This is a genomic window from Nostoc sp. UHCC 0252, from assembly GCF_034931145.1.
GTDB lineage: Bacteria > Cyanobacteriota > Cyanobacteriia > Cyanobacteriales > Nostocaceae > Nostoc.
In genome coordinates, this window is the sequence record NZ_JAYGHE010000001.1 from 228172 (window position 1) to 252640 (window position 24469).

A 24469-nucleotide genomic window follows, 5' to 3' on the forward strand; every position below is an offset into this window, starting at 1 on the left:
CGCGATAAATTGCGTCTCTATTTATCGTTACGATCGCAGTTTGTGATTAATTCTTCACCCGTGGTTTCGAACCAGGAATCGTTACATCTATTGGTATCACCTTTGTTGCTAGCTGTGTCAATGGCGGTTGAATGGCGGCTTGATTCCCGACTACTAGAGTCACAATCTTGTCGGGCTTGAGGTATTCTCGTGCTACCCGTTGCACGTCAGCTGCTGTGGTGGCGGCGACGGCTTTTTGATAGCGAAAGAGAAAATCAGCCGGATAGCCGTAATATTCGTATCGCATCAACCTTGATAAGGTTTGGCTGGGATCTTGAAAGTTGAATACAAAGGAGTTGAGTGTAGATTCTTTCGCAAAAGCCAGTTCTTTTGCTGGCACTCTTTGAGTTTGAATCCGCTTGATTTCAGCTTGTAAGGCTTTGACAAACTGCACGGTAGCATCCGATCGCGTTTGTCCACCAGCAATAAACATGCCAGGATAGTCGTAGCGGGGACTCCACTGGCCATAGACAGAGTAAGCTAAACCTTGACGCGATCGCAATTCATTAAATAAGCGTCCACCAAATCCATTTAACACTCCATTCAATACATCCAGCGCGGCATAATCGGGACTGTCGAACCGTCCGCCTAAATGGCCGATAAGTACGCTACTTTGGGTTAATTGTGGCTGATTGACAAAAAACACTCCACCTGTATTAGCTGCCGAAACCGATGGTAATTTGGGTTTAGCAATACCTGGGTTGCGGTTCCAATCGCCAAACTTAGCTTGAATGAGCGATCGCATTTTCTTAGAGTCAAAATCCCCCACAATCCCCAAAATCATATTGTTGGGGTGGAAATATTGCTGATAAAAGTTGATCAAATCCTCACGCTCAACGTTATCCACCGTTGCATACTCTATCGTGCGAGAGTATGGACTATCTTTCCCATAAATCAATTTCTTAAATTCTCGACTAGCAATGTCATCTGGATCGTCATTGCGACGAGCAATGCCACCCTTAGCTTGCGTCTTAGCCAAGTCTAGCTTTTCTTGAGCAAATACTGGCGATCGCAGCACCTCGGCAAATAACCCAAACACCGTTTCTAAATCTTCACTCAACGCATCAAAACTAGCACTACCAGAACCTTCGCCAATACCAGCTTCTACAGATGCCGCCCGTTGTTCCAACATCTCATTGAGTTCATCAGCCGAATGTTGCTTAGTTCCCCCAGTTCGCATTACTGCGCCTGTAAAACCAGCTAAACCAACTTTCTCCATTGGTTCCAAGCGATTTCCTGTCCGCACAAACGCCGTACCATTCACCAACGGCAATTCGTGATCCTCCATCAAATAGACAACCAAGCCATTTTGGAGAACAAACCGCTCATATTTCGGTATCTTAATCTCAGGTAACGGTGGCAACTGCAACTCACTATAATGCTTTGCCTCAGTCGTCGCCGCCAGAGAAAAATTACAAGTTAAAAGTAAACACGCAAAAACAGCAACCAAAGCATAAATTAAACCCTTCCCATTTTTGATTTTCAACCCCATCCACCTTTTACCCTTCACCTTGTACCTCTGCATATCTTTTCTTCCTTCGCGCCCTTTGCGCCTTCGCGGTTCGTTTCTCTTATCCTTCTTTCGACAACAACTTACCAATCGTGCGATTCCCCGGCGTAAACGTCTCTTTCGCCACTCTTTGAATATCAGCCGTTGTCACCGCCGAAATATCATCCAACTGCTTAAACAAATTCCGCCAAGAGCCAGTTTTCACCTCATATTCCAACAATTGTTGAGCCATCCCCATATTGGAATCAAGGGTACGTAACAAACCCGCCCGTGCTTGGGTTTTCACCCGTTCCAAATCAACCGCCGCTACAGGCTCAGTTTTTAATTTGTCAATTTCTTGGCGCAAAGCCACCGCCACTTCATCAACTGTATGACCAGGAGCCGTGAGAGCATAGAAGAATATCAAGTTTGGGTACTTATCTCCAGGAAATCCACTGTAACCTTGAGCATTTAGCGCCAAACGCTGCTTTTCTACCAAAGACTTATACAACCGCGACGTGCGCCCATCGCTTAATAAACTGCCAATGATTTCATAGACTGCATTATCTGGATGAGTAACAGCCGGACGATGATAACCTTCTAAATACCAGGGTTGAGAAGGTAGTTGTAAAGTAACTTCCCGTGTTTGTTTTTGTGGCGGTTCCACCGGGATTTGTGCAACAGCTTTGGTTTTTGCTTTATAGCGGCCAAAATAAGTTTGCGCCAGTTTTTTCACTTCAGCCGGGTTTACATCTCCGACAATTGCGATCGCTAAATTACTTGGTACATAGTGAGTATCAAAGAAATTCTGGACATCATCTGGTGTCAGATTGCGGATATCTTGGTCATAACCAATCACCGGACGCTTGTAAGGATGGACTTTGTAAGCAGTATCGATAAACTTTTCCACCATTTGTCCAATAGGTGAATTCTCTACCCGCATCCGTCGTTCTTCTAAAATTACATCTTTCTCTTTATAAAATTCACGACGAATTACCGGATCGAGAAATCGTTCCGACTCCAGCGACATCCACAGTTCCAGCTTATTGGCAGGAAAACTGTAAAAATAACGGGTAGCTTCGGTAGAAGTATTGGCATTTAAACCTACACCTCCCGCTTGTTCGACGATTTGCCCCAATTCGTTTTGCTTGACAAGCTTACCTGCTTGTGATTCTACTTGCTTGAACTCAGCTTCTAACCGCGCAACCTCATCTTTTTTGCCATCGGCTTTGGCTTTTTTAATTTGAGTATCTAACTGCTCCAATCTATCTAGCAGAGGTTTTTCTGCCTTGTAGTCTTCTGTGCCAATGCGCGTTGTACCTTTAAACGCCAAATGTTCTAGAAAGTGAGCTACACCAGTTTTACCATCTGGCTCATCCACACCACCGACATTTGCATAAGTCAGGAAGGAAACCACAGGCGCTTGATGCCGTTCTAAGACAAGGAATTTTAAACCATTGTCGAGGCGAAACTCCGTTAACTGTTTAATGACTCGATCCAGATAAGGTTGGATTGAACTTTGAACTGGTGGAGTTTGAGTTTTGGTTTCTTGAGGAGGTGCAATTTGAGTTTGAGCCAGAGCAATTTCTGGTAGCAATCCCCACCAGAGGACGATCAAAGCCAACAAAGTGACAAACAACCGCCGTAATAAATCCAAAATTGACCGACTGATCTGGTTCATAAGCAAAAATTAAGATAAAGTTACACTACCTGAGAAACAGGATACTTAGCAAAAGGACGTTAATGTTGTATTAAGCTTGTTGAGCTTTTTTACTTGACGTTAGACAATAATGCTACAAATCGTGTTCCGCACATTTCACCATAACTGTTATGCGAGTTTTTAATTCTTCCCCACCTTCAGAGGCTCAGACGCGCACCCGAATTTTACAAGCAGCACAAAGGTTGTTCGCCTCTCAAGGATTTGACGGCACTACCACCCGTGATTTAGCGCAGGCGGCAGGTGTAGCTGAAGGCACTTTATTTCGTCATTTTCCCAATAAAAAAGCAATTTTAGTAGAAGTAGCCACGAGTGGCTGGGTAGAAATTCTAACTGATTTGCTGACAGAATTAAGTGAAATGGGCAGCTATAAAGCCGTAGCTCAAGTAATGCGTCGCCGGATGTGGAACTTTCAAAAAAATGCCGATTTGATGCGCGTTTGTTTTATGGAGGTGCAGTTCCACCCCGATTTGCGCGATCGCATTCAATTAGAAGTCATTACCAAAATGACCGATGTGGGCGAAGCATTTTTCCAAACAGCGATGGATAAAGGCGTTTATCGCAAAACGGATGCCAAGCTAGTTGCGAAAGTTTTCTTGGGAATGTTTGCGATCGCAGGTTTTTCTAACAACACCATTATGGAACCTGACGCTTCCCCCCAACAAATGCAGGAAATGGCCGAAGGACTCGCTGATATCTTCCTCAATGGTGTCTTAGTTAAAGATTAGAGAATTGGGCATTGGGCAAAGACTTACTCCAACTTCCCCCCATTCCCCATTCCCTATTCCCCATTCAGCACTATTTTCGCTTGCTGACTCCACTGTTGTACTAGCTCAATTGCTGGACACAAATCTCGTCGCTGCATTGTTGCCACTTGCAAGCGCATGATTTGTTGATGCAATCTGTGAGTGGGAGTCTGTGCTAACTGGGTTACAGAACCAATACCTGCGTGAAGCAATAAACCACAATATTGCACGCCTACGCTGGGAATACGCGCTAAGTCAGCTAAAGCCATCCATTTATTTACATACTGAAGATGAATTTGTAATTTATTTGCTAAGGCCAGCCGCGCCTCTAGAGTCTTGCCTTGTTTGACTAGCGCTACTGTGGTATCGATCCCACAATTTTGCAGTTGTGATTGTTCTTCGTTGGTCAGTCCAGGTAATTGCTCGATTGGCCAGTCACGAGATGCAACCAGATTTCGATTATTTGTATTTTTAGTAGACATTTTAAAACTAAATATTGCCATTGCATCGACTGACAATGTGATTGTTTTGATTAACAATGTTATTGCATAGACTAACAATGCGATTGTTTTGACTAACAATACCATTGCATCGACTGACAATCTCATTGTATCGCCTGACAATGCGATTGTTTTGACAAACAATGCCATTGCATCGACTAACATTAAATAAAGATGGGCGTGATAGTTAAAATCTAGTTACTTCATAGTGGATTGCACGAAGTTCATGACACCAATTCCGAAAAATACAGCCCAGTTGTATGAAATAGACTTTGTAGCATGGACAGAAAAGACTGTACAACTCATTCGTGCTGGACAATTTGAACAGGTAGATTGGGATAGTGTGATTGAGGAAATTGAAAACTTGGGACGGTCTGAACGGCGAGAATTGAAAAGCCGCCTGGAAGTATTATTACAGCATTTGCTAAAGTGGCAATATCAGTCCATTATGCGAAGTGGCTCGTGGCGAAATACGATTAATGAGCAACGCAACCGGATTGCAGATTTGTTGCAAGAGAGTCCCAGCCTCAAATCATATCCAGAAGAAGTTTTAGCCCAATGTTACGATCGCGGATTAAAAGCTGCTAGTAACGAAACTGAACTACCAATAAATACCTTTCCAGTGGAATGTCCTTATCTCATTGCCCAAGTTCTCGATGCTGAGTTTTTGCCGGATGCGATTGATTTGTAATCTAGGCTTATGCGTTAATTAACTCACCTTGCATAACAGTTACCGCTTGTCCAGCGAGAAAGACGCGATCGCCTCCGGTATAGCGGACTTTTACGACTCCACCGCGACTGGATGCTTGATAAGCCAATAACTCATCTTTGTGTAAGCGATCGCGCCAAAAGGGAGCGAGACAACAATGAGCCGCCCCAGTCACAGGGTCTTCATCAATCCCTAAACCCGGTGCAAAGAAGCGAGAGATGAAATCATATTCAGAATCAGAATCGGTAAGGCTGGTGACAATGATTTCAGAAGTAGGCAATGTTTTCAGTATTTGGAAATTTGGCTGTATTTGCCGTACCAAATCTTCAGATTCCAATTCCACTAAATAGCCCAAGGAATTCAAGTAAACAGATTTGTAAGGTACACCCAAAGCAACTTTGAGTTCTTGCGGGGCGACTGTTTCTTTTGAGTGATTGACAGGAAAATCTAACTCAATCCACTCACCTTGTAACTTAGCAATCAGCACTCCGCTTTTGGTATAAAAACGCGCAACTTCATCAGGTGACAAATGCCCTTCTGACCAAAGGACATGGGCGCTAGCTAAAGTTGCGTGACCACAAAGCGGTACTTCTACCGTCGGCGTAAACCAACGCAGATTGAAGCCATCATCTTGTCTAACTAAAAAAGCCGTCTCAGATAAATTCATCTCCTGCGCTACGTTTTGCATCCAACGTTCATTTTGGCGAGTGGGCAGAACACAGACAGCAGCAGGATTTCCTGCGAAAGGTATATTGCTAAAAGCATCAACCTGAGTAACGGTTTGTCCCATTAGAGTCACCTTAAAAGTTAAACAGCAATATATTTATCAAGAGTGTATTAGAGATTTATGCCGTTAGTTAACAATGCTGTTACATCCAAACCAGAACCGCCATATACAGTAACCTTATAAATTAGGAATACAATTTTGTTCAAGCAAAACGGGAACATGAGGATAAAAAGCTTTAGAAGCATCTTTGCTGCTGTCAACTTAGCGTTAATTTTTGGAGGATTAGTTAGTTGTGCTGTTGAAGTACCGCAACCACTTGCACCAACTGAGCAACAAAAACCAGTCCTGCAACCCAACCAGAACGATAATGATGATGATGATGATGGCGATCGCAGAAATCGCAATGATGATGACGATGATGATGATGATGGCGATCGCAAAAATCGCAAAGACGATGACGATAATGACTAAATAAGTAGATGGGCGTGAATAAATGTCATTGCGAGCAAAGCGAAGCAATCACAAAGTCTCTGGGATTGCTTCGCTTCGCTCGCAATGACATCTTAATATTTAATTATGCCTACCTAAATAAAGGCAAAACTATAACCTGAAGTTTCTATTTATGCTTATTCCACAAACTTCTACTTCCCTCGTCGATAATTTACGCCTCCGACGGCAACGACTAGCCAAACTCATTGATTTTCCCGTAGTTCTCTGGTCAGGTAGCAACAGTCCGCGCAATTTTCCGGCAAATCCCTTTCCGTTTCGCGCTAATAGTCATTTCCTCTATTTTGCCGGACTGCCATTATCAAATGCAGCAATTCGTTTAGAAGCAGGCAAGCTAGAACTATTCATCGACGATCCATCACCCAGCAGTGCCCTTTGGCATGGAGAAACGCCAACGCGCGAGGAGATAGCGCAGAAGATTGGGGCAGATGTAGCAAGGCCAATGGCAGAATTAGAATCTTGGCTAGAAGATGCCGTCACACTTGCCGTACAAGATGCAGCGACATGGACGCAACAATCGCAGCTATTAAATAGATGGGTTTTACCCCAAAGTCCTCCCCAAGGAATTGATTTAGATTTAGCTAAAGCGATCGCTTCTATTCGCCTCACCCACGATGAAGCTGCATTAACTGAGTTGCGAAAAGCTGCTGCTGTAACTGTTCAAGCACACAAAGCTGGGATGGCAGCAACACCTCAAGCCAAGCTAGAAGCAGAAGTTCGTGCAGCGATGGAAGGAGTAATTATTGCCCACAATATGACCACTTCTTACAACAGTATTGTCACTGTTCACGGCGAAGTTTTGCATAACGAACACTATCACCACCCATTGCAACCAGGTGATTTACTCCTTGCTGACGTTGGCGCTGAAACTGAGATGGGTTGGGCAGGTGATGTTACTCGCACGTGGCCAGTTTCCGGTAAGTTTTCATCTACCCAAAGAGATATTTATGATGTGGTACTGGCGGCTCATGATGCTTGCATTGCCAAAATACAGCCTGGTGTAGAGTATGAAGATATTCATCTACTAGCTGCCACGGCGATCGCTGAAGGTTTAGTGGAGTTAGGCATTTTACAAGGAAATCCCCAAGATTTAGTAGAGATGGATGCCCACGCGCTGTTTTTCCCTCATGGTATCGGTCATCTACTGGGTTTAGATGTCCATGATATGGAAGACTTGGGTGATATAGCTGGGTATGAAGAGGGACGTTCTAGGAGCGATCGCTTTGGCTTAGGCTACCTGCGTTTAAATCGTCCCCTGCGCCCAGGAATGTTAGTCACAATTGAACCTGGTTTTTATCAAGTACCAGCAATTTTAAATGATACCAATGTTCGCTCAAAATATCAAAATGTAGTTAATTGGCAGCGTTTATCTGAATTTGCCGATGTGCGCGGAATCCGCATCGAAGATGATGTTTTAGTTACAACAGAAGGTAGCGAAATTTTAACAGCTGCATTACCAAATGATGCTGATACTATAGAAAATTTAGTAGGTCGTTAATCTGTGCATCATGGCTTGCTAATTGATAGCGTAAACACATAGGATGTTTCCTTATGAGAAAAAAAACCATAGGATTACTACTCAACGGAGTTATTGTAAGCTTCGGACTATTGCCATTATTAGCTCAAGCACAGCAGCCAGTAGCGGTTTCTGATACCCAAATTGCAGCGATGGTAGAGTCATTGCGACAGGCTGCACCGCAGACAAAAAATCCCAACGATGGATATTACAGCGAATGGCAAGTGAAACCAGAAACCCTCAAAGGTTGGTCAAGAACTTGTCTCAAACGAGAACTAACACCGACGCAGTTTGAAAACAATCCTGCGATCGCTCGCCAAGTTGTCTCTTGCATTACCCGCCGGGAGTTAAGCAATCAGTTCCGCGCCACTAACAATAATGAAATTGCATCTGTGCGTGGTGCAGCTTGTTGGTGGATGACTGGTAGCTATACAGGTTGTAACAAAGGTTTCACTGCTGAGTATGTGCAAAAAGTTGTCCGTTTTTATCAACAACAGCGTTTAAAACCGACGACTCGTTGAGAAAGAATTAAGATAATTGCTTTACCTTTTCGACAACCCAATCAACGCGATCTTTTCCCCAAAATCTCTCGCCTTCGACTACCCAAGTCGGGACTCCGGGACAGCCAAACTGTTCGTATTCTGCCAAAGCTGCGACTGCTGCAAGTTTGGCTGCTTCCTTGTGGATTAACTTAAGAATGCGATCGCCATTCAAGCCGACATCATTATTTTGATATCAAATTTGGCTTTTAACCCATTGGCGAAATTCTTTAACTAATTCCAAATAATCTTTTTCTTCCACCTGCTGTAAAAAATTAGAAATTTCTGTTAATGGCAAATTAGGAAATGCTAAACTTTGGTCAACAGCTATATATTGGTCATCTCGTAATATATTTATACTAAAAATAGTGCCATCATAACGCCAAATCTCTGGTACACCCATATCAGCATAAACTTGAAAACGATTTTGGGAACTGCTGGTAATATCAATTTCTACTACCAAATCTGGCGGCGGATCTTGTTGCAAATTAATTCTTTTTTTGCCCTTAATGAACTTGACATTTTTAATATAAAAGCATTCATCTGGTTCTGCGCCACTCAGTTCTGGACGTTTGAAAGTAGTAGAACCAAGGGGCTGAATCCTAACTTTTAGTTCTTCCGCTAGAGTTTCGACAAATCGACCCACAATTTTTTTATAACTTTCATGTTCAGGTGAAGGAACCATGATTTCTAAAGTACCTCGATTGTAAGTAAGCCGGAGGCGGCGACTAGCGCTAAGTTCAGTTAGCAAGTTTTCATAAGTTTGCCAACTGATACCCGATAGGTGGACGATTTCTGTGGGTTGAAGCAGTGTGTTGCTAGTCATAGCGATATGTGATGTAGGTTCTCGCTGTACAATAGCCTTTCTTGCCTTCATTGTACTTTAAGCTCAATCTTCTATAAAGCTAGGTATCTGGTTGCTACAGTCGCGGTGAAAACTACTAAGCTGGTAAATAGCACGTTTAAAATTTAGCGGAAATTCGGAATCGCATTTATCGGCGGTTCAAGATTCCTCATTGGCGAACTACCTGTAATTACATTATGTTTGATGCTCTATCTGACCGTTTAGAATCCGCCTGGAAAAAACTGCGGGGACAGGACAAAATTTCTCAATCCAACATTCAAGATGCATTGCGCGAAGTGCGCCGCGCCTTGTTGGAGGCAGATGTCAATCTCCAGGTAGTCAAAGATTTTATTAGCGAAGTCGAAGCCAAAGCCCAGGGAGCCGAGGTGGTTACTGGCGTGCGACCTGACCAACAGTTCATCAAAATTGTCCACGATGAACTGGTGGAGGTGATGGGAGAAGAAAATGTTCCGATCGCAGAAGCCCAAGAAAAGCCGACTATTGTGTTGATGGCTGGTTTGCAAGGTACTGGTAAAACCACAGCTACGGCTAAGTTAGCCTTACATTTGAGAAAATTAGATCGTAGCTGTTTGTTGGTGGCGACAGACGTATATCGCCCAGCCGCGATCGACCAGTTGCTGACGTTGGGTAAGCAAATTGATGTACCAGTATTTGAACTAGGAAGCGACGCAGATCCCGTAGAAATTGCAAGGCAAGGTGTAGAACGCGCTAGGGCAGAAGGTGTAAACACAGTAATTATTGATACTGCTGGTCGCCTGCAAATTGACGAAGATATGATGGCGGAATTAGCCCGCATCAAAGCAACTGTCCAACCCCATGAAACTCTGTTGGTGGTGGACGCGATGACTGGTCAAGAGGCAGCAAATCTGACTCGCACCTTCCACGATCAAATCGGAATTACTGGGGCGATTCTCACCAAAATGGATGGTGATAGCCGTGGTGGTGCTGCGCTTTCGGTGCGAAAGATTTCGGGAGCGCCGATTAAATTTGTGGGCGTGGGTGAGAAAGTCGAGGCACTGCAACCCTTTTATCCCGATCGCATGGCATCCCGAATTTTGGGAATGGGCGATGTGCTAACCCTGGTAGAAAAAGCTCAGGAAGAATTCGATTTAGCCGATGCTGAGAAAATGCAGGAGAAAATCCTGTCAGCAAAGTTTGACTTTACAGACTTTCTCAAGCAGTTGCGGATGCTGAAAAATATGGGATCTCTGGGAGGCTTCATCAAGATGATCCCAGGGATGAACAAGCTTTCAGATGATCAGCTAAAGCAGGGAGAAACCCAGCTAAAGCGCTGTGAAGCGATGATTAACTCCATGACTCGCCAAGAACGCCACGACCCCGATTTATTAGCCAGTTCTCCCAGTCGGCGGCGGCGGATTGCTGCTGGCTCCGGTTATAGAGAGTCAGATGTGACTAAATTGGTGGGTGATTTCCAAAAAATGCGATCGCTCATGCAGCAAATGGGTCAAGGTGGCTTCCCTGGAATGCCGGGAATGTTCGGCGGTGGCGGCGGTATGGGCAATGCCTTCGCAGGTGCTGGCAATCGTCCCGCAGCCCCCGGATGGCGCGGCTATGGTGGCGATGCAGGTGCGAAAAAGAAAAAACCCAAAGACAAAAAGAAAAAAGGCTTCGGCAATCTTTAGTTATTGGGCATTGGGCACTTATACTGAGCGGAGTCGTTGGCGCAGCTTCTCGTAGAGAAGTATGGGGCATTGGTAATTTACAAATGACTAATGACTAATGACTAATGACTAATAGCAGCAAATGCTAGGCAGTGCTAAAATTAGCATTTCGACCTCAGAATTTATCAGCAGAGGAAACTAACCCTCAATTTCTCGGCAATAGCCAGATTTAGGTTACTTCTTCGCCCACTAGTTGCTAATTAATATCTAAACAGGAGAATGATTCTTCAACCATGATCAAACTGCGCTTGAAACGATTCGGTAAAAAACGGGAAGCAAGTTACCGTATCGTCGCCATTAACAACCTCGCTCGCCGTGATGGCCGTCCCCTAGAAGAATTGGGATTTTATAACCCCAGAACTGATGAAGTGCGATTAGACGTTCCCGGTATCGTCAAGCGACTACAACAAGGCGCTCAACCCACTGACACCGTACGTCGCATTCTAGTAAAAGCTAATGTTTTTGAACAGGTCAGTGCAACAACAGCCGCATCATAATTTCGGAACAAAATTGCCAACAGCCAGTCCCAACTATGTTGATCTGGTTCGGTTTTTGGTGCAGCCATTTTTGGAATCTCCAGAGACTTTAAGCGTGGATTGTGAAATATCTCAGGCCCTCAACCGGGTTTGGGTTCGCATCGCCTTTGAAAGCACAGATAAAGGGAAAGTTTTTGGTCGAGGGGGACGCAATATTCAGGCGATTCGTACAGTAATTGCCGCAGCCGCAGCCGCAGCTGGGCAATCAGCATACCTGGATATTTACGGCAGTACCACTCCGGGCCGTGAAGGTATGTCTTCTGATGAAGACACAGAAGAGCGATCGCCACCGCCGGCTAGAAGAGAAGTGCGTGGAAATGATGGGCCTAAACCCATTGTTAAACCCCGCCTCCGCTAGGTTAAAACTAGAGAACAAATCTGAGCGGTTGTAGTAACCTCCGCTCAGAATTTTTGTAAACATGGAAAGTAGTAAAAAGATCGTTGGGTCTTTTTTTGAACTATTTAAAAGTAGGGACGTACAGATTTACGCCTCTACGGCCGATTCATTTGTTGGAAATATTTTTCTAAAATGTAAGTAAAAAGCGTAATTTCGTTTTTAGCGAAAAAATATTAACCTTTGTCAAAAATAGATCCTTACGAATTAAAAAATACTATGGCAGGTGCTTTAACAATTCAGCTGCCTAATGTTGCTAGTGCGATCGCTCTTGGGGGAGATGGAGAAGAAAATCTCAAAACACTATCTCGCCAAACAGGTGCGACTTTAGTCTTACGCGGACAAGAATTATTGATTTCTGGTACTGAAGGGCAAATTGATCTGGCTTCTCGATTAGTGCGATCGCTTGAAAGTCTCTGGATTAAAGGCAATACCATCACCAACGCTGATATTTTAACAGCCCGTCAAGCCATAGATAGCGATCGGCAAGGGGAACTGCAAGATTTACAGCGAGATGTCCTTGCCAAAAGTCGCAGGGGCGAAGAAGTCCGTGCCAAAACCTTCCGCCAGCGCCAATATATCGACGCACTCCGTAGGCGCGATCTTACCTTTGGGATTGGGCCTGCTGGTACTGGCAAAACTTATCTCGCCGTTGTTGTCGCCGTACAAGCACTCCTCGCCAATCAAGTTGAAAAGCTAATTTTAACTCGCCCTGCTGTCGAAGCTGGTGAAAAACTCGGTTTTTTGCCTGGAGACTTACAGCAGAAGGTTAATCCCTATCTTCGCCCACTTTACGATGCTATCTACGAATTCATCGACCCAGAAAAAGTACCCAGTTTAATGGAACGCGGTGTGATTGAAGTCGCGCCACTTGCCTATATGCGGGGACGCACCCTCAATAACGCCTTTATCATTGTCGATGAAGCTCAAAATACTACACCCGCTCAGATGAAAATGGTTTTGACTCGTTTGGGTTTCCGTTCGCGGATGGTGATTACAGGCGATATGACACAAACTGATTTACCACTTCACCAACAATCAGGTTTAGGAGTGGCTTTACAAATTTTAAAACACGTTGAAGGTATTGCCTTTTGCGAATTTTCCCAAAAAGATGTCGTGCGCCATCCTTTAGTTCAGCGCATTGTCGCTGCTTATGAACAATACGAAAAATAGAAATTGGGAATTGGGCATAGGGCATTAATTAGGACTCATCGTTTAACCAACGACAAATGACAAAGGACAAATGACAAATGACCACAACATTGAAAGAATTTTTAGAAAGTTGCGAAACTCTTGGAACCTTGCGTTTAATTGTTACTAGTAGCGCGGCTGTATTAGAAGCAAGGGGCAAGATTGAAAAGCTATTTTATGCAGAACTACCAAAAGGTAAATATGCGAATATGCACACCGAGGGCTTTGAATTTCACTTGAATATGGATAGAATTATTCAAGTAAAATTTGAAACTGGTGAAGCGAAAAGAGGCAACTTTACAACCTATGCTATTCGGTTTTTAGATGATAAACATGAGCCTGCTTTAAGCCTATTCTTGCAATGGGGTAAGCCAGGAGAATATGAACTAGGGCAGGTGGAAGCTTGGCAAGCTTTACGGGAGCAATATGGGGAAGTTTGGCAACCTTTACCAGCAGATATTTAATGTTGCTCATTGGTATGTTAAAAACTGCGGTTAAGCTAGATGTATTAATGAAATAATCACTATTTTGATTAAATTATACACTCGTAATAATTTGGGAAAATAAGCTAACTTGAAAAAAGTCTCTATATAAAATGTTTCCAAATATTGGAGATTTTTAGAATGAAATGGACACTTGATGAAGCCCAAAAACAGCTGCCCTCAATAATTAATGCGACTAGTCAAGAACCTCAGCTAATCTATACTGAAGAGGAATTGGTGGCCGCAATTCTAGATCCTGAGCTTTTTCAAGAATTTTTAAACTGGCGACAAAAAGCTACGAAAACATCTCTAGCTCAAGTCTTTAAAGAACTCCAGCAGTTATGTACTGAAGAAGATTATAGCTTAGAGATACCACTACGAAGCGACCGTAACAATCCTTTTATTGAAGACGAGGATGAGTAATCTTTGTGACACTAATATTATCAGTGAATTGACTCGTCCAATTCCAAATTCGGGGGTAATAACATGGAGCGGCACTGTGACATCTATTAACTTAAGTGTTATTACAATTGAGGAAATTTATTATGGTTTAACAGCGAAGCCTAATTCTAGAATCCAAAACTGGTTTGAAAACTTTCTTACAAATCACTGTCAAATTTTCCCTATCACCTCAGAAATTGCCAAGTGTTCTGGTGAATTGAGAGGCTTTTTGAGGACTCAAGGTAAACCCCGTTCGCAAGCTGATATACTTATTGCAGCAACAGCCAAAATACATTCCATGACTCTTGTTACTAGAAATATTAAGGATTTTGAGGGTTGTGATATATATACATTGAATCCATTTAAGCTATAACAATTGTGGCAATAGAATAGTCTTATTAAGATTATTAAGACTGCCTTGAGTCACTCTCACTAAAATCAATAAGAGTCGATACTATAGATTAATCTGTAACCAATAAATAATAAACGTTAAATATAAAATTGCTAATGTTTTTTATAAAAGCGATTTGGAGTTTTTGCTTAATTGCTTTTTTCCTGCTATGGAGTGGAGAAGCTGAAGCAGGAGAGTTATCTGAGCAGTTAGCAAATTTTCCCCAGTGGGAAAAATTAACTTCAGTACAATCGGCTTCGGGTGACTTAGTTTACCCGGAATGGATGTCTGGTTCTTGGCAAATTACCAGTACTTTGGTAGATTTAGCAGCACCTTTAGCACCAGATATCATAACTCCAGGGTTTGAAGGTAATCGCCGACAATTAAATCAACCTGTGAGTTTTGTAGTAAGATTTGTAAAGGCTCAACCAGATATATCCAGTTTAAAAATATTTCCTCAGATAGATAACAAATCTTCAAGCTTAGTGGCAGATAGAGCGTTTAATAGTTTGAATTTGGCACGGGCTTATTTAGGGGATGAAGCAGTGTTATCAGTCAAAGTAGATCCCGATTCACCTAATCGTCAGATTACATTTTTGCGTAGCAGTCGCCAATTAGTTTCCATTGTGACTGCACGCGCTACAGAAACTACCTCTGATGGCAAGTTCATCACCACAGAAGTGTTTCAACAATTATTTAAAGGTGGTTCACGCCCCTATTTAAACTCTGTAGAATCTACCACTGCTTATCATAAACTTCCAACAGCAAATCCGGCGATTGATGCAGATCAAGTTACTGCTGTCTATCTTTCACCCCAAGATCCAGATTACTTTAAAGCTGGTTCTCGACCAGTTGCTCTTTATCGCTATCGCCTAGAATTTGTCCCAGTGCAAATGCCTAGCACTCAAAAGCCATGATTTCAAGCTAATAGACCTTGACTAACTTGTATTACATCTGTAGTATATAAATTCCAAGCTCACGATCGCGCTCTTGGACGGTGTGCATCATGGCCAAATTTCAAGATATTGTCAATTACTTTCGTTCTGACTGGAAACTGAGTGTTTTCAGTATTACAGCATCTAGCATTTACGAAATTATTGATTTAGTTGTACCTTACGCGATTGGGCAGATTTTAAACGTTTTGTCTGCTCAACCTTTAGATAAACCAATTCAAAGTGCGATCGCAACTTTTTCGGATATCACCAATTATCCAGCTAATAAAACTCTATCTTTGGGTGTATTACTGGGCTTAATTTTTCTTGTCACCGTAGTGAAAGCGCCAACACAACCCTGGTTAAGCAACTGGTTTCATTGGGATATAGCTTTCAGATCGCGTCGAGAAAAAACCGAAACAGCGATCGCCAAAGTTCTGACTCTGCCATTAGAATTTTATGATGAAAACAACCCCGGACGGATTGCCGGCAGAGTAGCTAGAGGTGTTGCTAACCACACTTGGGCATATCCCGAAATCGCCGGACAGTTGATTCCTAAGCTGGCTCGTGTACTGGGGATTTTTGTGTTTATCTTGTTCATTGAATGGCGGATTGCAATTGTATATCTAATTTCTTTTGTAATTATTCTTAGCTTCAGCTTGAAGCATTTACAGCAGTTGATTGAGTCTGAAAGACGTGTGGATAAGTATGGAGAGGACACCGAAAGCCGCACTTCTGAATTAATCACCAATATCAAAACGGTAAAAGCATTTGCTACAGAAGCCAATGAACTCAAACGCCAAAAGCAACGTTTGAATCGTGAACTAATGGTGCTTAATTATCGCATCCACAAAGGTTATACGAAACTGGGTACTTGGCAAAGAACCGTAATTCAGTTTTGTGTGTTTACAATACTGGGTTTGACTTTAGCAGCAACAGTAAATGGGAAAATTTCTCTCGGTCACTTTGTCATGACCTTAACTCTTTCTAGTATGGCTTATGCCGAACTAGAACCTATTAGCAGCTTGGCAGAAGTTTTTGCCCGTCGTTATTCTTCCATGCTGCGGTTTCACGAATTTCTGCAAGAGCCAACTGCATCTGATTCAGCAACTCTTTTAGATAAGAGCAACCAGACAGAATCACCTTATAAATTTACTGGAAAAGTTGAGTTGTCACACCTCAGTTTTGGATATGATGCCAACCGCCAAGTTTTACAAGACATTAACTTGTTGATTGAGCCATACCAAACAGTGGCATTAGTGGGGCGTTCCGGTTCTGGTAAGTCTACTTTAGTGAAATTGCTGTTGCGATATTTTGAACCTCAATCAGGTCAAATTTTGATCGATGGTCAAGATATTCGCACTTTGGATGTGGGTAAGTATAGACGGAGATTAGCGATCGTTCACCAAGAAGTAGACGTTTTCAACGGTACTATATTGGATAATCTTATCTATGGCAGAACTAATGCCAGTTTAGAGCAGGTTAAGGAAGCCTGTAAAATTGCGAGAGTCGATGAAGTAGTGCAGCAGTTACCTAAAGGTTATTACACCGTTGTAGGGGAACGAGGTGTCAGGTTATCTGGAGGACAAAGACAACGGTTAGGAATTGCGAGGGCGTTGTTAGTGGAACCAGACGTGCTGATTTTTGACGAAGCCACCTCTAGCTTAGATTATGAATCTGAGCGTTCAATTCAGCTAGCGATGCGATCGATTCAGGGTACTTGCACCACAATTGTGATTGCTCACCGTCTAAGTACAGTGCGGGAAGCAGATAAAATTGTAGTTCTGGAGCAAGGAAAGATTGTAGAAGTGGGTAGCCACGATGAGCTCTTGCGTCACGAGGGCATTTACCGCCGCCTACACTCCTTGCAAGAAACAGGAGAACTTCTAAGTTAGGGAACATAGACATTTGGGATTTTACATTGATCCCATAAATCAATATCCTTGATTAAATCGACCTTATTGTATTGTCAACAAGGTCGATTTTTCAGTTGTCCCAACAGTATTTTGTACAAAACTAAAAATTCTCAGTCACCAGTCATAATGTATACAATATGTGATAATAGATTTCAGATAAAAATTATAGTCTGCTGAACTATGTCCGCTTAAGTAATGCAAGAAGCGAGGCTTGCAATTTTCGTATCTTAAGTATATAAACTGAGTTTTGCTATTGCCATTTTATATGGGGATGAAAGCGCTGATTACATTTGCTAGGTATCTATGCAATAAGTCTTATTAATTATTTAATTAAATTATATTATCTGTGAATATAACTAAAATTACTTCTGGACAAACACTTACTTCTACACAAAAAGTTGGCTTAGATTTAGTTGCTGTTTTGGGTGGCGGACGAGATGTTGTCTTGGCTATTGATTTGACAGAAAGTGTAGGCTTGAATGATGAAGGTCGTATCCGCTTACGTCAGATCATTCAAGATAGCCTTAAGCCTGGAGATACTGTCTACATTATTCCTTTTGCTCAAGATGTAGTTTTAAGTGAAGTTAAATCGGGTGTAAATCCGTTGGGAACACCCATCTACTTCATTAGTAATAATCAAGAAAATATTGACAAAATTTTAGCAAGAATACCTTCGCCAGATTCAAAATACTATGGTACAGATATTCAGCAAGCTGAATTTACTATTTATCAAGGTCTAGCTCAGATTAATCAAAATCGTCTGCAAGAAAACCAATCTATAAAACCACAATCAGTAGTTTGGGTTACAGATGCGCCTTTATTTACCGAACCAGGAATTACATCGCAAATTTGGATAGAAACGCCTGCTGGTAGTCCTTTTAGGGTTGCAGATTCTCCCGAAAGTCAACAGCGACAAGCTTGGATTAAAGATTTGCCCATTCAGAAGCGATCGCTATCAATTAAAACACAAAATAATCAACAGTATAAACTCACGGTAGTCGATATTGCTCCTACAGTCCAGGAATTTTGTACACCAGCGCCAGGTAATCAAGAAACTTGTTTAGTCACACCTTATTTAATTAGAAAGTTATGGTTGCCTGGATTAACTTCAATATTAATCCTAATAGGTCTATTCTTAGCTGGACTAAAATTATATCGTCTCCGAAAAAAATGGGAACTTATAGTTGATTTTGAAGCAACCGCAAAACCAGAAGATCAGAAATGCAGCTTGCCAAACAATAAACGAATTGCAATTGGTGAATATGACTCTACTTGTATAGATTCTATTGATTGCCCAGGCGTAGAAATTAGAGGATACTTAGAACGCAAAGGTGAGAAACTTTATTTAGTACCAACTAATTTAATACCAATTTATTACAACGATCAAGAAGTTACGTCACGTCAACTTATAGATAAATCTAAATTTCGCCTAAATTGTCCAGATTCTCGCAAGCGCGACTACGAGATTATTATTAAACTCAAAAAATAAAAAATAATATTAATTCAGGTGCATAGAATGAGTCAATCAACTACAAATGAACTTCAATATCGGGGAATCAACCGCACAATTTGTATAGGTTTAGGCGGTACTGGACGCGATGTTTTAATGCGAATCCGGCGGTTAATTGTTGACCGTTATGGAGATTTAAGTAATCTCCCAATTGTAAGTTTTGTTCACATTGACACAGATAAAGCCGCAACCCAAGTCACCGGTATTCGTACAGGAAGTACTTATCATGGTGTTGACCTCAGCTTTAAAGAGGCAGAAAAAGTCAGTGCTACAATGTCCTCCAACGAAGTTACTATGTTTGTCGAAGGATTGGAGCGGCGATCAGAATATACTCGTCATGGCCCATACGACCATATTGGCAGATGGTTTCCACCACAACTATTGCGAAATATTAAAGCAGTTGAAGAAGGTGCAAAAGGCATTAGACCTGTAGGTAGATTAGCTTTTTTCCACAATTATCAAAAGGTTAAAACAGCAATTGAAAGCGCAGAGAGGCGCACCAGAGGACATGATTCTTTATTGCTGAAAGCTGGCTTAAGAGTCGAACCAGGACTAAGCATTTTTGTTGTCGGTTCTCTTTGCGGCGGTACAGGTAGCGGCATGTTTCTGGACATTGCTTATAGCCTCAGACAGCTTTATAGCGATCAAAGCGCCAAAATTTTTGGCTATCTAGTGATTAGTCCAGAATTGTATGGTAATGCTCCTAGCATGAGCGCTAATACTTATGCTGCTCTCAAAGAATTAAATTATTACAGCACACCGGGCACAAAATTTGAAGCATTTTATGACTTGCAAAATTTAGTTTTTATCCAAGAACAGCGTCCACCATTTGACTATACCTATTTAGTATCAAGTCAAACAGCAGGTGAGTATTCAATTTTGGTTCAAGGTAAACTATGTAATGTTATTGCCCATAAGATTGCTTTAGATTTTTCTAGTGAATTAGCACCAGCAATTAAAGGCAGTAGAGACAACTTTCTGCAACACATGATTCAATGTGATAAACACCCGCGTCCCAATAGCCAACGGTATTTAACATTTGGATTGGCGGCTATCTATTTTCCCCGCGATACTATTGTACAAATAGCTTTAAACCGCGTTAGTTTAGAGCTAGTAAAATTTTGGTTAAACGGCAAAGGTCAAAGTCCAGATCCCGTAAAATTAATTGAACAATTCCTTATTCAGTATCATTGGCACAACGACCCAGAAAATAAGGATAATTTCACTACAAAACTAGCAGAATCAGTTCAAGAGAATAATAAGAGTTTTCGTAATACTATTAGTACTTGGAGAAATAAATTAGAACGGCAAATTTCCGATTGTCAAAAACGCGAAAATCGCAATGATATTCGCGGACAGTTGCCAAGAGAATTTAGAGAACAATTCCGCAAAGTTCAGCCAGGTGAAACTGAAAGTACTAGAGGAATTTGGCTCACTAGGTTACTACAAATTTCTCCCAATATTACCAAGGAACTAAAGACTAATATTGATGATTATTTAAGTCAATTGCTCACACCCACAGATTCTAATTTTTCTATTAAAAGTACCCGTGACTGGCTAGATGGTTTGCAACATGAATTGCATAACTATCAACTAAACTTGCAAGAAAAAATTACTGACCGTGGTGGCATGAAAATCTTGGAAGATTTAGAGAGAAAATGGCGAGATACTGAACAAACAATCGAGGATATTGAACAGAAACCTGGAATTCCACTTTTAAATAATAAAAATAGCCAATTCCAAGATGAAGCCAGAAAATCAGTACAGGAAGTCTGTAAGATTATTCAACATAACTTTGATGTCACAGTCGTTCAAGAGTCGCTAAAAATTGTTAATAACTTACAAAAGCATGTTCAAGAGAGAACAACTCAAGTCGCTGCCTTTAATAGCTTAGTAGAAGATTTACAAAGTTTTTATGAAAAGCAAGATAGAGACTTGAGACAATTAAATTTTGATGAAATGAGCGGTGAAGCAATATTTGATGGTGAGGATATTGACCGATGTTATCAAAATATTTTGCCAGAAGAGGATTTACGTCGCCAGTTTGTGTTAGTAAGTTCGACAATTACAGAACAAACTGGTAGAGGGCAATCTTTAGCAAGTTTTATAGACAGAGAACGCACCACTCCAGACCAATTACACAAAGAAATTGACTTGAAAGTTGATAAATTATTTGCTTCTCGGAGTATTAATATTGTCAACTCTGTAATTAAACGTTTTATGCAAAACTACTCTTTAGCAGTACGTTCAACTCGTTTAGCACAAGTTATGCAAGAAGCTGAACCTCTCTTGCGTTTGAATTTAACTGACCCCTATTTTCGGGAAGATGCTGCCAAAAGTAGTAAATTAGTTGGTTTTAAGGATACAGATGAGTTAGAAGTCCGACAATTTAAAACTTTGCTTACACAAGATATAGGAGTGGAACCAAGTGTCTTAAAAGCAACTCAAGCTGAAGATGAAATTTTAATTGTGAATGAGTATGCTGGTTTCCCTCTCAGACTAATTAGTAGTTTATCAAGAATGAGAAACCCTTACTTACGCGAACAGCATTCTCCGACATCTTTTCTTCATAACGACTATAACGTTTCATTTCCTGATATTATTCCACCTGATGCCAGGAAAATGGAAGAACTGGAAGATATTTTTTATCCTTGTTTAGCATTGGCTTTATTAGAAAAAAATCAGGGGAATCAACAGTTAGAATTTCAATATCACGATCCATTGCGCGATAGTTATACCACTGCTTCTTTAAGTCCAGAGTGGAATCAAGCTTTGGAGGAACTTGCTAACCGTAAGGATATGACTGAAGCTTTACAACAGCTTTTAGATGATGAGATTGCTGGAATAGAAAGACAACCGGAACTTTGGGAAAATAACTATTTAGTTAAATTGCGGCAATTTGTCAAAGAAGTTGATGAATTTCCAGAAGATAGTGCCAATTATCCATACAAAGCAGCAGTAGCTGGAACTCCTACAAGTACTGATCCTGTAGCTAAAGAGGGAATTATCAATCGTTTTCGGAGAAAGATGGATGAGCGATTTAAAAATTCCCAAATTCAAAGCAGAGATATAGGAAATAAAAAAGCTATCGTTGGTGAGATAGTTGTTAATTTTCCTGTAGAATCTACTGATAATTTAGCAAAAAGGCGTTTAGAACTGGATCGACTAAAGCAAGATTTAGCGGACGATTTGATGAGTGAAGAAGAGTACGATCGCCAAAAACAAAAAATCTTTGCTAAATACCCAATTTAGTCTTTTTAGGAAAAAATCATACTATCAAGGTGTTTTTGATGCCACCAATCCCAAGTTATTTAATATTTATTACTCTTGTACTTGTCGTTCTCCCATCTATAGCTACGATTTTTATCCGCTTGGCTCTGTATCAACATCTATTTTTATTGGAAGAGAAAGTAAGAAGGCTAATTAATAGACAATCAACTGGACAGAAACCAAAAATCCTAGAAGAACTAGAACGAAGGTTTAGAGAAACTAGTAAAAGCTTAGATCAGGTTAATACAGCAGCGTTAATCGACCAAGTTTATAGCCAAGAAAAAGTTTGGGGATTTACTTGTGAACAAATCGATTACTTTTGTCGTATTCTTCCTAATTTACTCTTAGCCTTTGGTTTACTTGGTACTTTTCTAGGTATCACACTTAATTTAGGCGTACTCAGTCAAACTATCAATCAAACTAATACCAGCAATGTTGGCAGTTTAGTTGCTGAATTAAAGAAACCATTAGAAGGAATGAGTATTGCCTTTACTACCAGTTTAACTGGACTTTTTTTTAGTACTTTTTTAACACTATTTAACTGGTTAAAAAATACTAGTTTTGCTAAATATAGACTTATTTGTTCTCTCGAAGATTACCTAGATAATATTTATCATCCCCAGATTCAAGGTGATACTCGGCTCGATAAAATAGTTAATAAAATGGTATCCCAGCAGGATGAATTTTTAACTCGCTTTGGCGATACTGTGCGGGATGCAGTGGAAAAATCTATAGGAAGTGTGGCAAAACAAATTGCTGAAGGGAATAAGGAAGCTACCGATTTAGCAAAACAAGTTTATGAAGGTTTTTATCAGGCTGCTGGCACTATATCTGGTGCTGCTAGTGAATTTGAACACACTATTGCTGAACTAAATACAAAATCTCACATATTTAAACAGTCTGCTGAAATATTTGCTAGTAGCCAGTTTCCTCAAAAATTATCAACAGCTACAGCCAATTTGACTACCATGCAAGAAAGATTTTCAGAATCTGCTGCAAGTTTGGCACAAACAACCAAAGTAATTGAAACATCAGTAATAGAAGTTCAGCGATGTACTCAAGAATTGACTAATTTGGCAGGAGAAATAAAAAAAGCTAATCAAACTTCAATTCAAGTTTTAGAGTTACATCAAAATAATCAAAGCTCCCTTAGTGAGATTATTCCTCAACTCAAGCAAGGAGCTAGTAGTTTTTCCAAAGCGATTAACAAACTCGATAAATTAGAGCAAGGGATTGCTAGTAAAGCTAATAGTTTGACAGAGTTAATAGAAGTTGTTAAAAGCTATACAGAGCAACTTAATTTAGCAATTGAAGCTTTAGGCGATCGCTTGATTTTAAACTTATCTCAACAGATGGGTTCTAATAACCAACAAGTTAAAGCTGCTATTACCAATTTTGAAGAATATGCTAATCAGTTAAGCATTAAATTCGATATGTCTAAATCAGATTTTATAGATGTTATCCACAAAGATAATGAAACTTTTAATAATGAATATAAAAATGTCAGCGCTCTCATCGTTAAAGGAATTATTCAGCAAACAGAAATAAATAAAAAAGGACTAGAAATGTTAATCAATAATATTCAAGAATTTAATCAAGATGTCAACAATATCAAAGATGAAATTTCTCGATTAAGGCAGGGGATGGAAAAGCAAGTAGAAAGACTCTAACTGATTACATTGACATTATTTGAAATTAAAATCTTAAATTATGGCTCGTCGATCGCAGCATAGTGGCTACAACGAAGATTTAAATATTTGGCCTGCTTTCACAGATTTAATGTCTAATGCTTTCATGATACTGCTACTATTATTATTAATAGCCACTACAAAGTACACGATATCGCAAATATCTAATCCAGGAACGCCACCAATTTTATTGATTAAAGATGAAAATTCCAGGTTTGATCCAGGTAGCGCAGTAATTCCAACAACAATGTTAGATTACATCAAAAATAAACTTGTACCTGATATAGAAAAAAATACAAAATCTTACAATATTAATACAGTTGAAATTATTGGACACACTGATGAACAACCTATTGGCATTATTAGCAGCAATCTAGACTCTAATTTAGAGGTAGCTGCTAGTCAAGGTGGCTCAGTTAGTACACTTAAGGCAGGTTCTAATGCTGATTTAGGATTGATGCGTTCCCTTGCAGTGGTTAAAGAATTGCTGAAAATCCAGCAACAGAATAAGATGCCAGGAGTTCAATTTCGCGCTTATTCTGCGGCACAATTAATATTACCAACTGGTGAATTTGCTCCTATTCCCCAAGACAAGCGTCACCCAGAATCGAAGCGGCGACGCATTGAAATTCGTTTTACCCGCTTAGGTGAAGTGCGAGAAGTAAAGTAAATAATCCATTCA

The 24469-nt window shown here is 40.8% G+C and carries 24 protein-coding genes; 18 read left to right on the forward strand and 6 right to left on the reverse strand.

Annotated features, from left to right (window positions below; translation table 11 throughout):
- Positions 1 to 46: 46 nt before the first annotated feature.
- Complete coding sequence (locus tag VB732_RS00895; protein ID WP_323228930.1) at positions 47 to 1564, reverse strand: pitrilysin family protein; 1518 nt, start codon at positions 1562 to 1564, stop codon at positions 47 to 49.
- A gap of 46 nt (positions 1565 to 1610) precedes the next feature.
- Positions 1611 to 3209: a pitrilysin family protein gene (locus VB732_RS00900; RefSeq protein WP_323228931.1), complete on the reverse strand. Its 1599-nt coding sequence runs from the start codon at positions 3207 to 3209 to the stop codon at positions 1611 to 1613.
- Between the two features lie 149 nt (positions 3210 to 3358).
- On the opposite strand from VB732_RS00900, the gene VB732_RS00905 reads away from it, so the two are divergent.
- Positions 3359 to 3973: a TetR/AcrR family transcriptional regulator gene (locus VB732_RS00905; RefSeq protein WP_323228932.1), complete on the forward strand. Its 615-nt coding sequence runs from the start codon at positions 3359 to 3361 to the stop codon at positions 3971 to 3973.
- A 53-nt stretch (positions 3974 to 4026) separates the two neighbouring features.
- Here VB732_RS00905 and VB732_RS00910 read toward each other — a convergent pair whose 3' ends face one another.
- Positions 4027 to 4473: a DUF4332 domain-containing protein gene (locus VB732_RS00910; protein ID WP_323228969.1), complete on the reverse strand. Its 447-nt coding sequence runs from the start codon at positions 4471 to 4473 to the stop codon at positions 4027 to 4029.
- A 244-nt stretch (positions 4474 to 4717) separates the two neighbouring features.
- Between VB732_RS00910 and VB732_RS00915 the strand changes: the two genes are divergently transcribed.
- A complete protein-coding gene (locus VB732_RS00915; RefSeq protein ID WP_323228933.1) occupies positions 4718 to 5182 on the forward strand; it encodes a DUF29 domain-containing protein in 465 nt (154 codons plus the stop codon).
- Between the two features lie 7 nt (positions 5183 to 5189).
- On the opposite strand, the gene VB732_RS00920 is transcribed toward VB732_RS00915, so the two are convergent.
- Complete coding sequence (locus VB732_RS00920; protein WP_323228934.1) at positions 5190 to 5990, reverse strand: PhzF family phenazine biosynthesis protein; 801 nt, start codon at positions 5988 to 5990, stop codon at positions 5190 to 5192.
- Positions 5991 to 6146: 156 nt separating this feature from the next.
- Between VB732_RS00920 and VB732_RS00925 the strand changes: the two genes are divergently transcribed.
- The 3 genes from VB732_RS00925 to VB732_RS00935 all read left to right on the forward strand — a co-directional run bounded on the left by VB732_RS00925 (position 6147) and on the right by VB732_RS00935 (position 8471).
- Positions 6147 to 6398 carry a hypothetical protein gene (locus VB732_RS00925; protein WP_323228935.1) on the forward strand — a complete coding sequence of 84 codons (252 nt, stop codon included), beginning with the start codon at positions 6147 to 6149 and terminating at the stop codon, positions 6396 to 6398.
- A 151-nt stretch (positions 6399 to 6549) separates the two neighbouring features.
- On the forward strand, positions 6550 to 7932 hold the full coding sequence (locus VB732_RS00930) for an aminopeptidase P family protein (RefSeq protein WP_323228936.1): 1383 nt from the start codon (positions 6550 to 6552) through the stop codon (positions 7930 to 7932).
- Between the two features lie 53 nt (positions 7933 to 7985).
- Positions 7986 to 8471: a hypothetical protein gene (locus VB732_RS00935; RefSeq protein WP_323228937.1), complete on the forward strand. Its 486-nt coding sequence runs from the start codon at positions 7986 to 7988 to the stop codon at positions 8469 to 8471.
- 7 nt (positions 8472 to 8478) lie between these two features.
- On the opposite strand, the gene VB732_RS00940 is transcribed toward VB732_RS00935, so the two are convergent.
- The gene (locus VB732_RS00940; protein WP_323228938.1) at positions 8479 to 8664 is read right to left on the reverse strand and encodes a DsbA family protein; all 186 of its coding nucleotides are present in this window, start codon (positions 8662 to 8664) and stop codon (positions 8479 to 8481) included.
- A gap of 21 nt (positions 8665 to 8685) precedes the next feature.
- Entirely contained in the window at positions 8686 to 9366 is a 681-nt protein-coding gene (locus VB732_RS00945; protein ID WP_323228939.1) for a Uma2 family endonuclease, read from the reverse strand.
- Positions 9367 to 9530: 164 nt separating this feature from the next.
- On the opposite strand from VB732_RS00945, the gene ffh reads away from it, so the two are divergent.
- The 13 genes from ffh to VB732_RS01010 all read left to right on the forward strand — a co-directional run bounded on the left by ffh (position 9531) and on the right by VB732_RS01010 (position 24457).
- Positions 9531 to 10997: a signal recognition particle protein gene (gene ffh / locus VB732_RS00950; RefSeq protein ID WP_323228940.1), complete on the forward strand. Its 1467-nt coding sequence runs from the start codon at positions 9531 to 9533 to the stop codon at positions 10995 to 10997.
- 272 nt (positions 10998 to 11269) lie between these two features.
- Entirely contained in the window at positions 11270 to 11533 is a 264-nt protein-coding gene (rpsP, locus tag VB732_RS00955; protein WP_094328165.1) for a 30S ribosomal protein S16, read from the forward strand.
- Entirely contained in the window at positions 11493 to 11930 is a 438-nt protein-coding gene (locus tag VB732_RS00960) for a KH domain-containing protein (protein ID WP_323228941.1), read from the forward strand. The genes rpsP and VB732_RS00960 overlap by 41 nt, the downstream gene beginning before the upstream one ends.
- Before the next feature lie 255 nt (positions 11931 to 12185).
- Positions 12186 to 13139, forward strand: a complete 954-nt coding sequence (locus tag VB732_RS00965) for a PhoH family protein (RefSeq protein ID WP_323228942.1) — start codon at positions 12186 to 12188, stop codon at positions 13137 to 13139.
- 77 nt (positions 13140 to 13216) lie between these two features.
- The gene (locus VB732_RS00970) at positions 13217 to 13621 is read left to right on the forward strand and encodes a ChuX/HutX family heme-like substrate-binding protein (protein WP_323228943.1); all 405 of its coding nucleotides are present in this window, start codon (positions 13217 to 13219) and stop codon (positions 13619 to 13621) included.
- A 159-nt stretch (positions 13622 to 13780) separates the two neighbouring features.
- Positions 13781 to 14062, forward strand: coding sequence for a prevent-host-death protein (locus tag VB732_RS00975; protein WP_323228944.1), 282 nt, complete (start codon positions 13781 to 13783; stop codon positions 14060 to 14062).
- The gene (locus tag VB732_RS00980) at positions 14055 to 14453 is read left to right on the forward strand and encodes a type II toxin-antitoxin system VapC family toxin (RefSeq protein WP_323228945.1); all 399 of its coding nucleotides are present in this window, start codon (positions 14055 to 14057) and stop codon (positions 14451 to 14453) included. The genes VB732_RS00975 and VB732_RS00980 overlap by 8 nt, the downstream gene beginning before the upstream one ends.
- Before the next feature lie 134 nt (positions 14454 to 14587).
- Positions 14588 to 15388 (forward strand): DUF6816 family protein, encoded by an 801-nt coding sequence (locus VB732_RS00985; RefSeq protein ID WP_323228946.1) that lies wholly within the window; start codon positions 14588 to 14590, stop codon positions 15386 to 15388.
- 89 nt (positions 15389 to 15477) lie between these two features.
- Positions 15478 to 17298 carry an ABC transporter ATP-binding protein gene (locus VB732_RS00990; protein ID WP_323228947.1) on the forward strand — a complete coding sequence of 607 codons (1821 nt, stop codon included), beginning with the start codon at positions 15478 to 15480 and terminating at the stop codon, positions 17296 to 17298.
- Between the two features lie 367 nt (positions 17299 to 17665).
- Positions 17666 to 18808 carry a VWA domain-containing protein gene (locus tag VB732_RS00995; RefSeq protein ID WP_323228948.1) on the forward strand — a complete coding sequence of 381 codons (1143 nt, stop codon included), beginning with the start codon at positions 17666 to 17668 and terminating at the stop codon, positions 18806 to 18808.
- Positions 18809 to 18835: 27 nt separating this feature from the next.
- Positions 18836 to 22081, forward strand: a complete 3246-nt coding sequence (locus tag VB732_RS01000; RefSeq protein ID WP_323228949.1) for a tubulin-like doman-containing protein — start codon at positions 18836 to 18838, stop codon at positions 22079 to 22081.
- 38 nt (positions 22082 to 22119) lie between these two features.
- Entirely contained in the window at positions 22120 to 23769 is a 1650-nt protein-coding gene (locus tag VB732_RS01005) for a hypothetical protein (RefSeq protein WP_323228950.1), read from the forward strand.
- A gap of 40 nt (positions 23770 to 23809) precedes the next feature.
- A complete protein-coding gene (locus tag VB732_RS01010) occupies positions 23810 to 24457 on the forward strand; it encodes a flagellar motor protein (RefSeq protein ID WP_323228951.1) in 648 nt (215 codons plus the stop codon).
- The last annotated feature ends 12 nt before the right edge of the window (positions 24458 to 24469 follow it).

Bases quoted from the DNA above. Each gene is read 5' to 3' on its own strand.
- VB732_RS00895 (WP_323228930.1), bottom strand. From the start codon at position 1,564: ATGCAGAGGTACAAGGTGAAGGGTAAAAGGTGGATGGGGTTGAAAATC.
- VB732_RS00900 (WP_323228931.1), bottom strand. From the start codon at position 3,209: ATGAACCAGATCAGTCGGTCAATTTTGGATTTATTACGGCGGTTGTTT.
- VB732_RS00905 (WP_323228932.1), top strand. From the start codon at position 3,359: ATGCGAGTTTTTAATTCTTCCCCACCTTCAGAGGCTCAGACGCGCACC.
- VB732_RS00910 (WP_323228969.1), bottom strand. From the start codon at position 4,473: ATGTCTACTAAAAATACAAATAATCGAAATCTGGTTGCATCTCGTGAC.
- VB732_RS00915 (WP_323228933.1), top strand. From the start codon at position 4,718: ATGACACCAATTCCGAAAAATACAGCCCAGTTGTATGAAATAGACTTT.
- VB732_RS00920 (WP_323228934.1), bottom strand. From the start codon at position 5,990: ATGGGACAAACCGTTACTCAGGTTGATGCTTTTAGCAATATACCTTTC.
- VB732_RS00925 (WP_323228935.1), top strand. From the start codon at position 6,147: ATGAGGATAAAAAGCTTTAGAAGCATCTTTGCTGCTGTCAACTTAGCG.
- VB732_RS00930 (WP_323228936.1), top strand. From the start codon at position 6,550: ATGCTTATTCCACAAACTTCTACTTCCCTCGTCGATAATTTACGCCTC.
- VB732_RS00935 (WP_323228937.1), top strand. From the start codon at position 7,986: ATGAGAAAAAAAACCATAGGATTACTACTCAACGGAGTTATTGTAAGC.
- VB732_RS00945 (WP_323228939.1), bottom strand. From the start codon at position 9,366: ATGAAGGCAAGAAAGGCTATTGTACAGCGAGAACCTACATCACATATC.
- ffh (WP_323228940.1), top strand. From the start codon at position 9,531: ATGTTTGATGCTCTATCTGACCGTTTAGAATCCGCCTGGAAAAAACTG.
- rpsP (WP_094328165.1), top strand. From the start codon at position 11,270: ATGATCAAACTGCGCTTGAAACGATTCGGTAAAAAACGGGAAGCAAGT.
- VB732_RS00960 (WP_323228941.1), top strand. From the start codon at position 11,493: ATGTTTTTGAACAGGTCAGTGCAACAACAGCCGCATCATAATTTCGGA.
- VB732_RS00965 (WP_323228942.1), top strand. From the start codon at position 12,186: ATGGCAGGTGCTTTAACAATTCAGCTGCCTAATGTTGCTAGTGCGATC.
- VB732_RS00970 (WP_323228943.1), top strand. From the start codon at position 13,217: ATGACCACAACATTGAAAGAATTTTTAGAAAGTTGCGAAACTCTTGGA.
- VB732_RS00975 (WP_323228944.1), top strand. From the start codon at position 13,781: ATGAAATGGACACTTGATGAAGCCCAAAAACAGCTGCCCTCAATAATT.
- VB732_RS00980 (WP_323228945.1), top strand. From the start codon at position 14,055: ATGAGTAATCTTTGTGACACTAATATTATCAGTGAATTGACTCGTCCA.
- VB732_RS00985 (WP_323228946.1), top strand. From the start codon at position 14,588: ATGTTTTTTATAAAAGCGATTTGGAGTTTTTGCTTAATTGCTTTTTTC.
- VB732_RS00990 (WP_323228947.1), top strand. From the start codon at position 15,478: ATGGCCAAATTTCAAGATATTGTCAATTACTTTCGTTCTGACTGGAAA.
- VB732_RS01000 (WP_323228949.1), top strand. From the start codon at position 18,836: ATGAGTCAATCAACTACAAATGAACTTCAATATCGGGGAATCAACCGC.
- VB732_RS01005 (WP_323228950.1), top strand. From the start codon at position 22,120: ATGCCACCAATCCCAAGTTATTTAATATTTATTACTCTTGTACTTGTC.
- VB732_RS01010 (WP_323228951.1), top strand. From the start codon at position 23,810: ATGGCTCGTCGATCGCAGCATAGTGGCTACAACGAAGATTTAAATATT.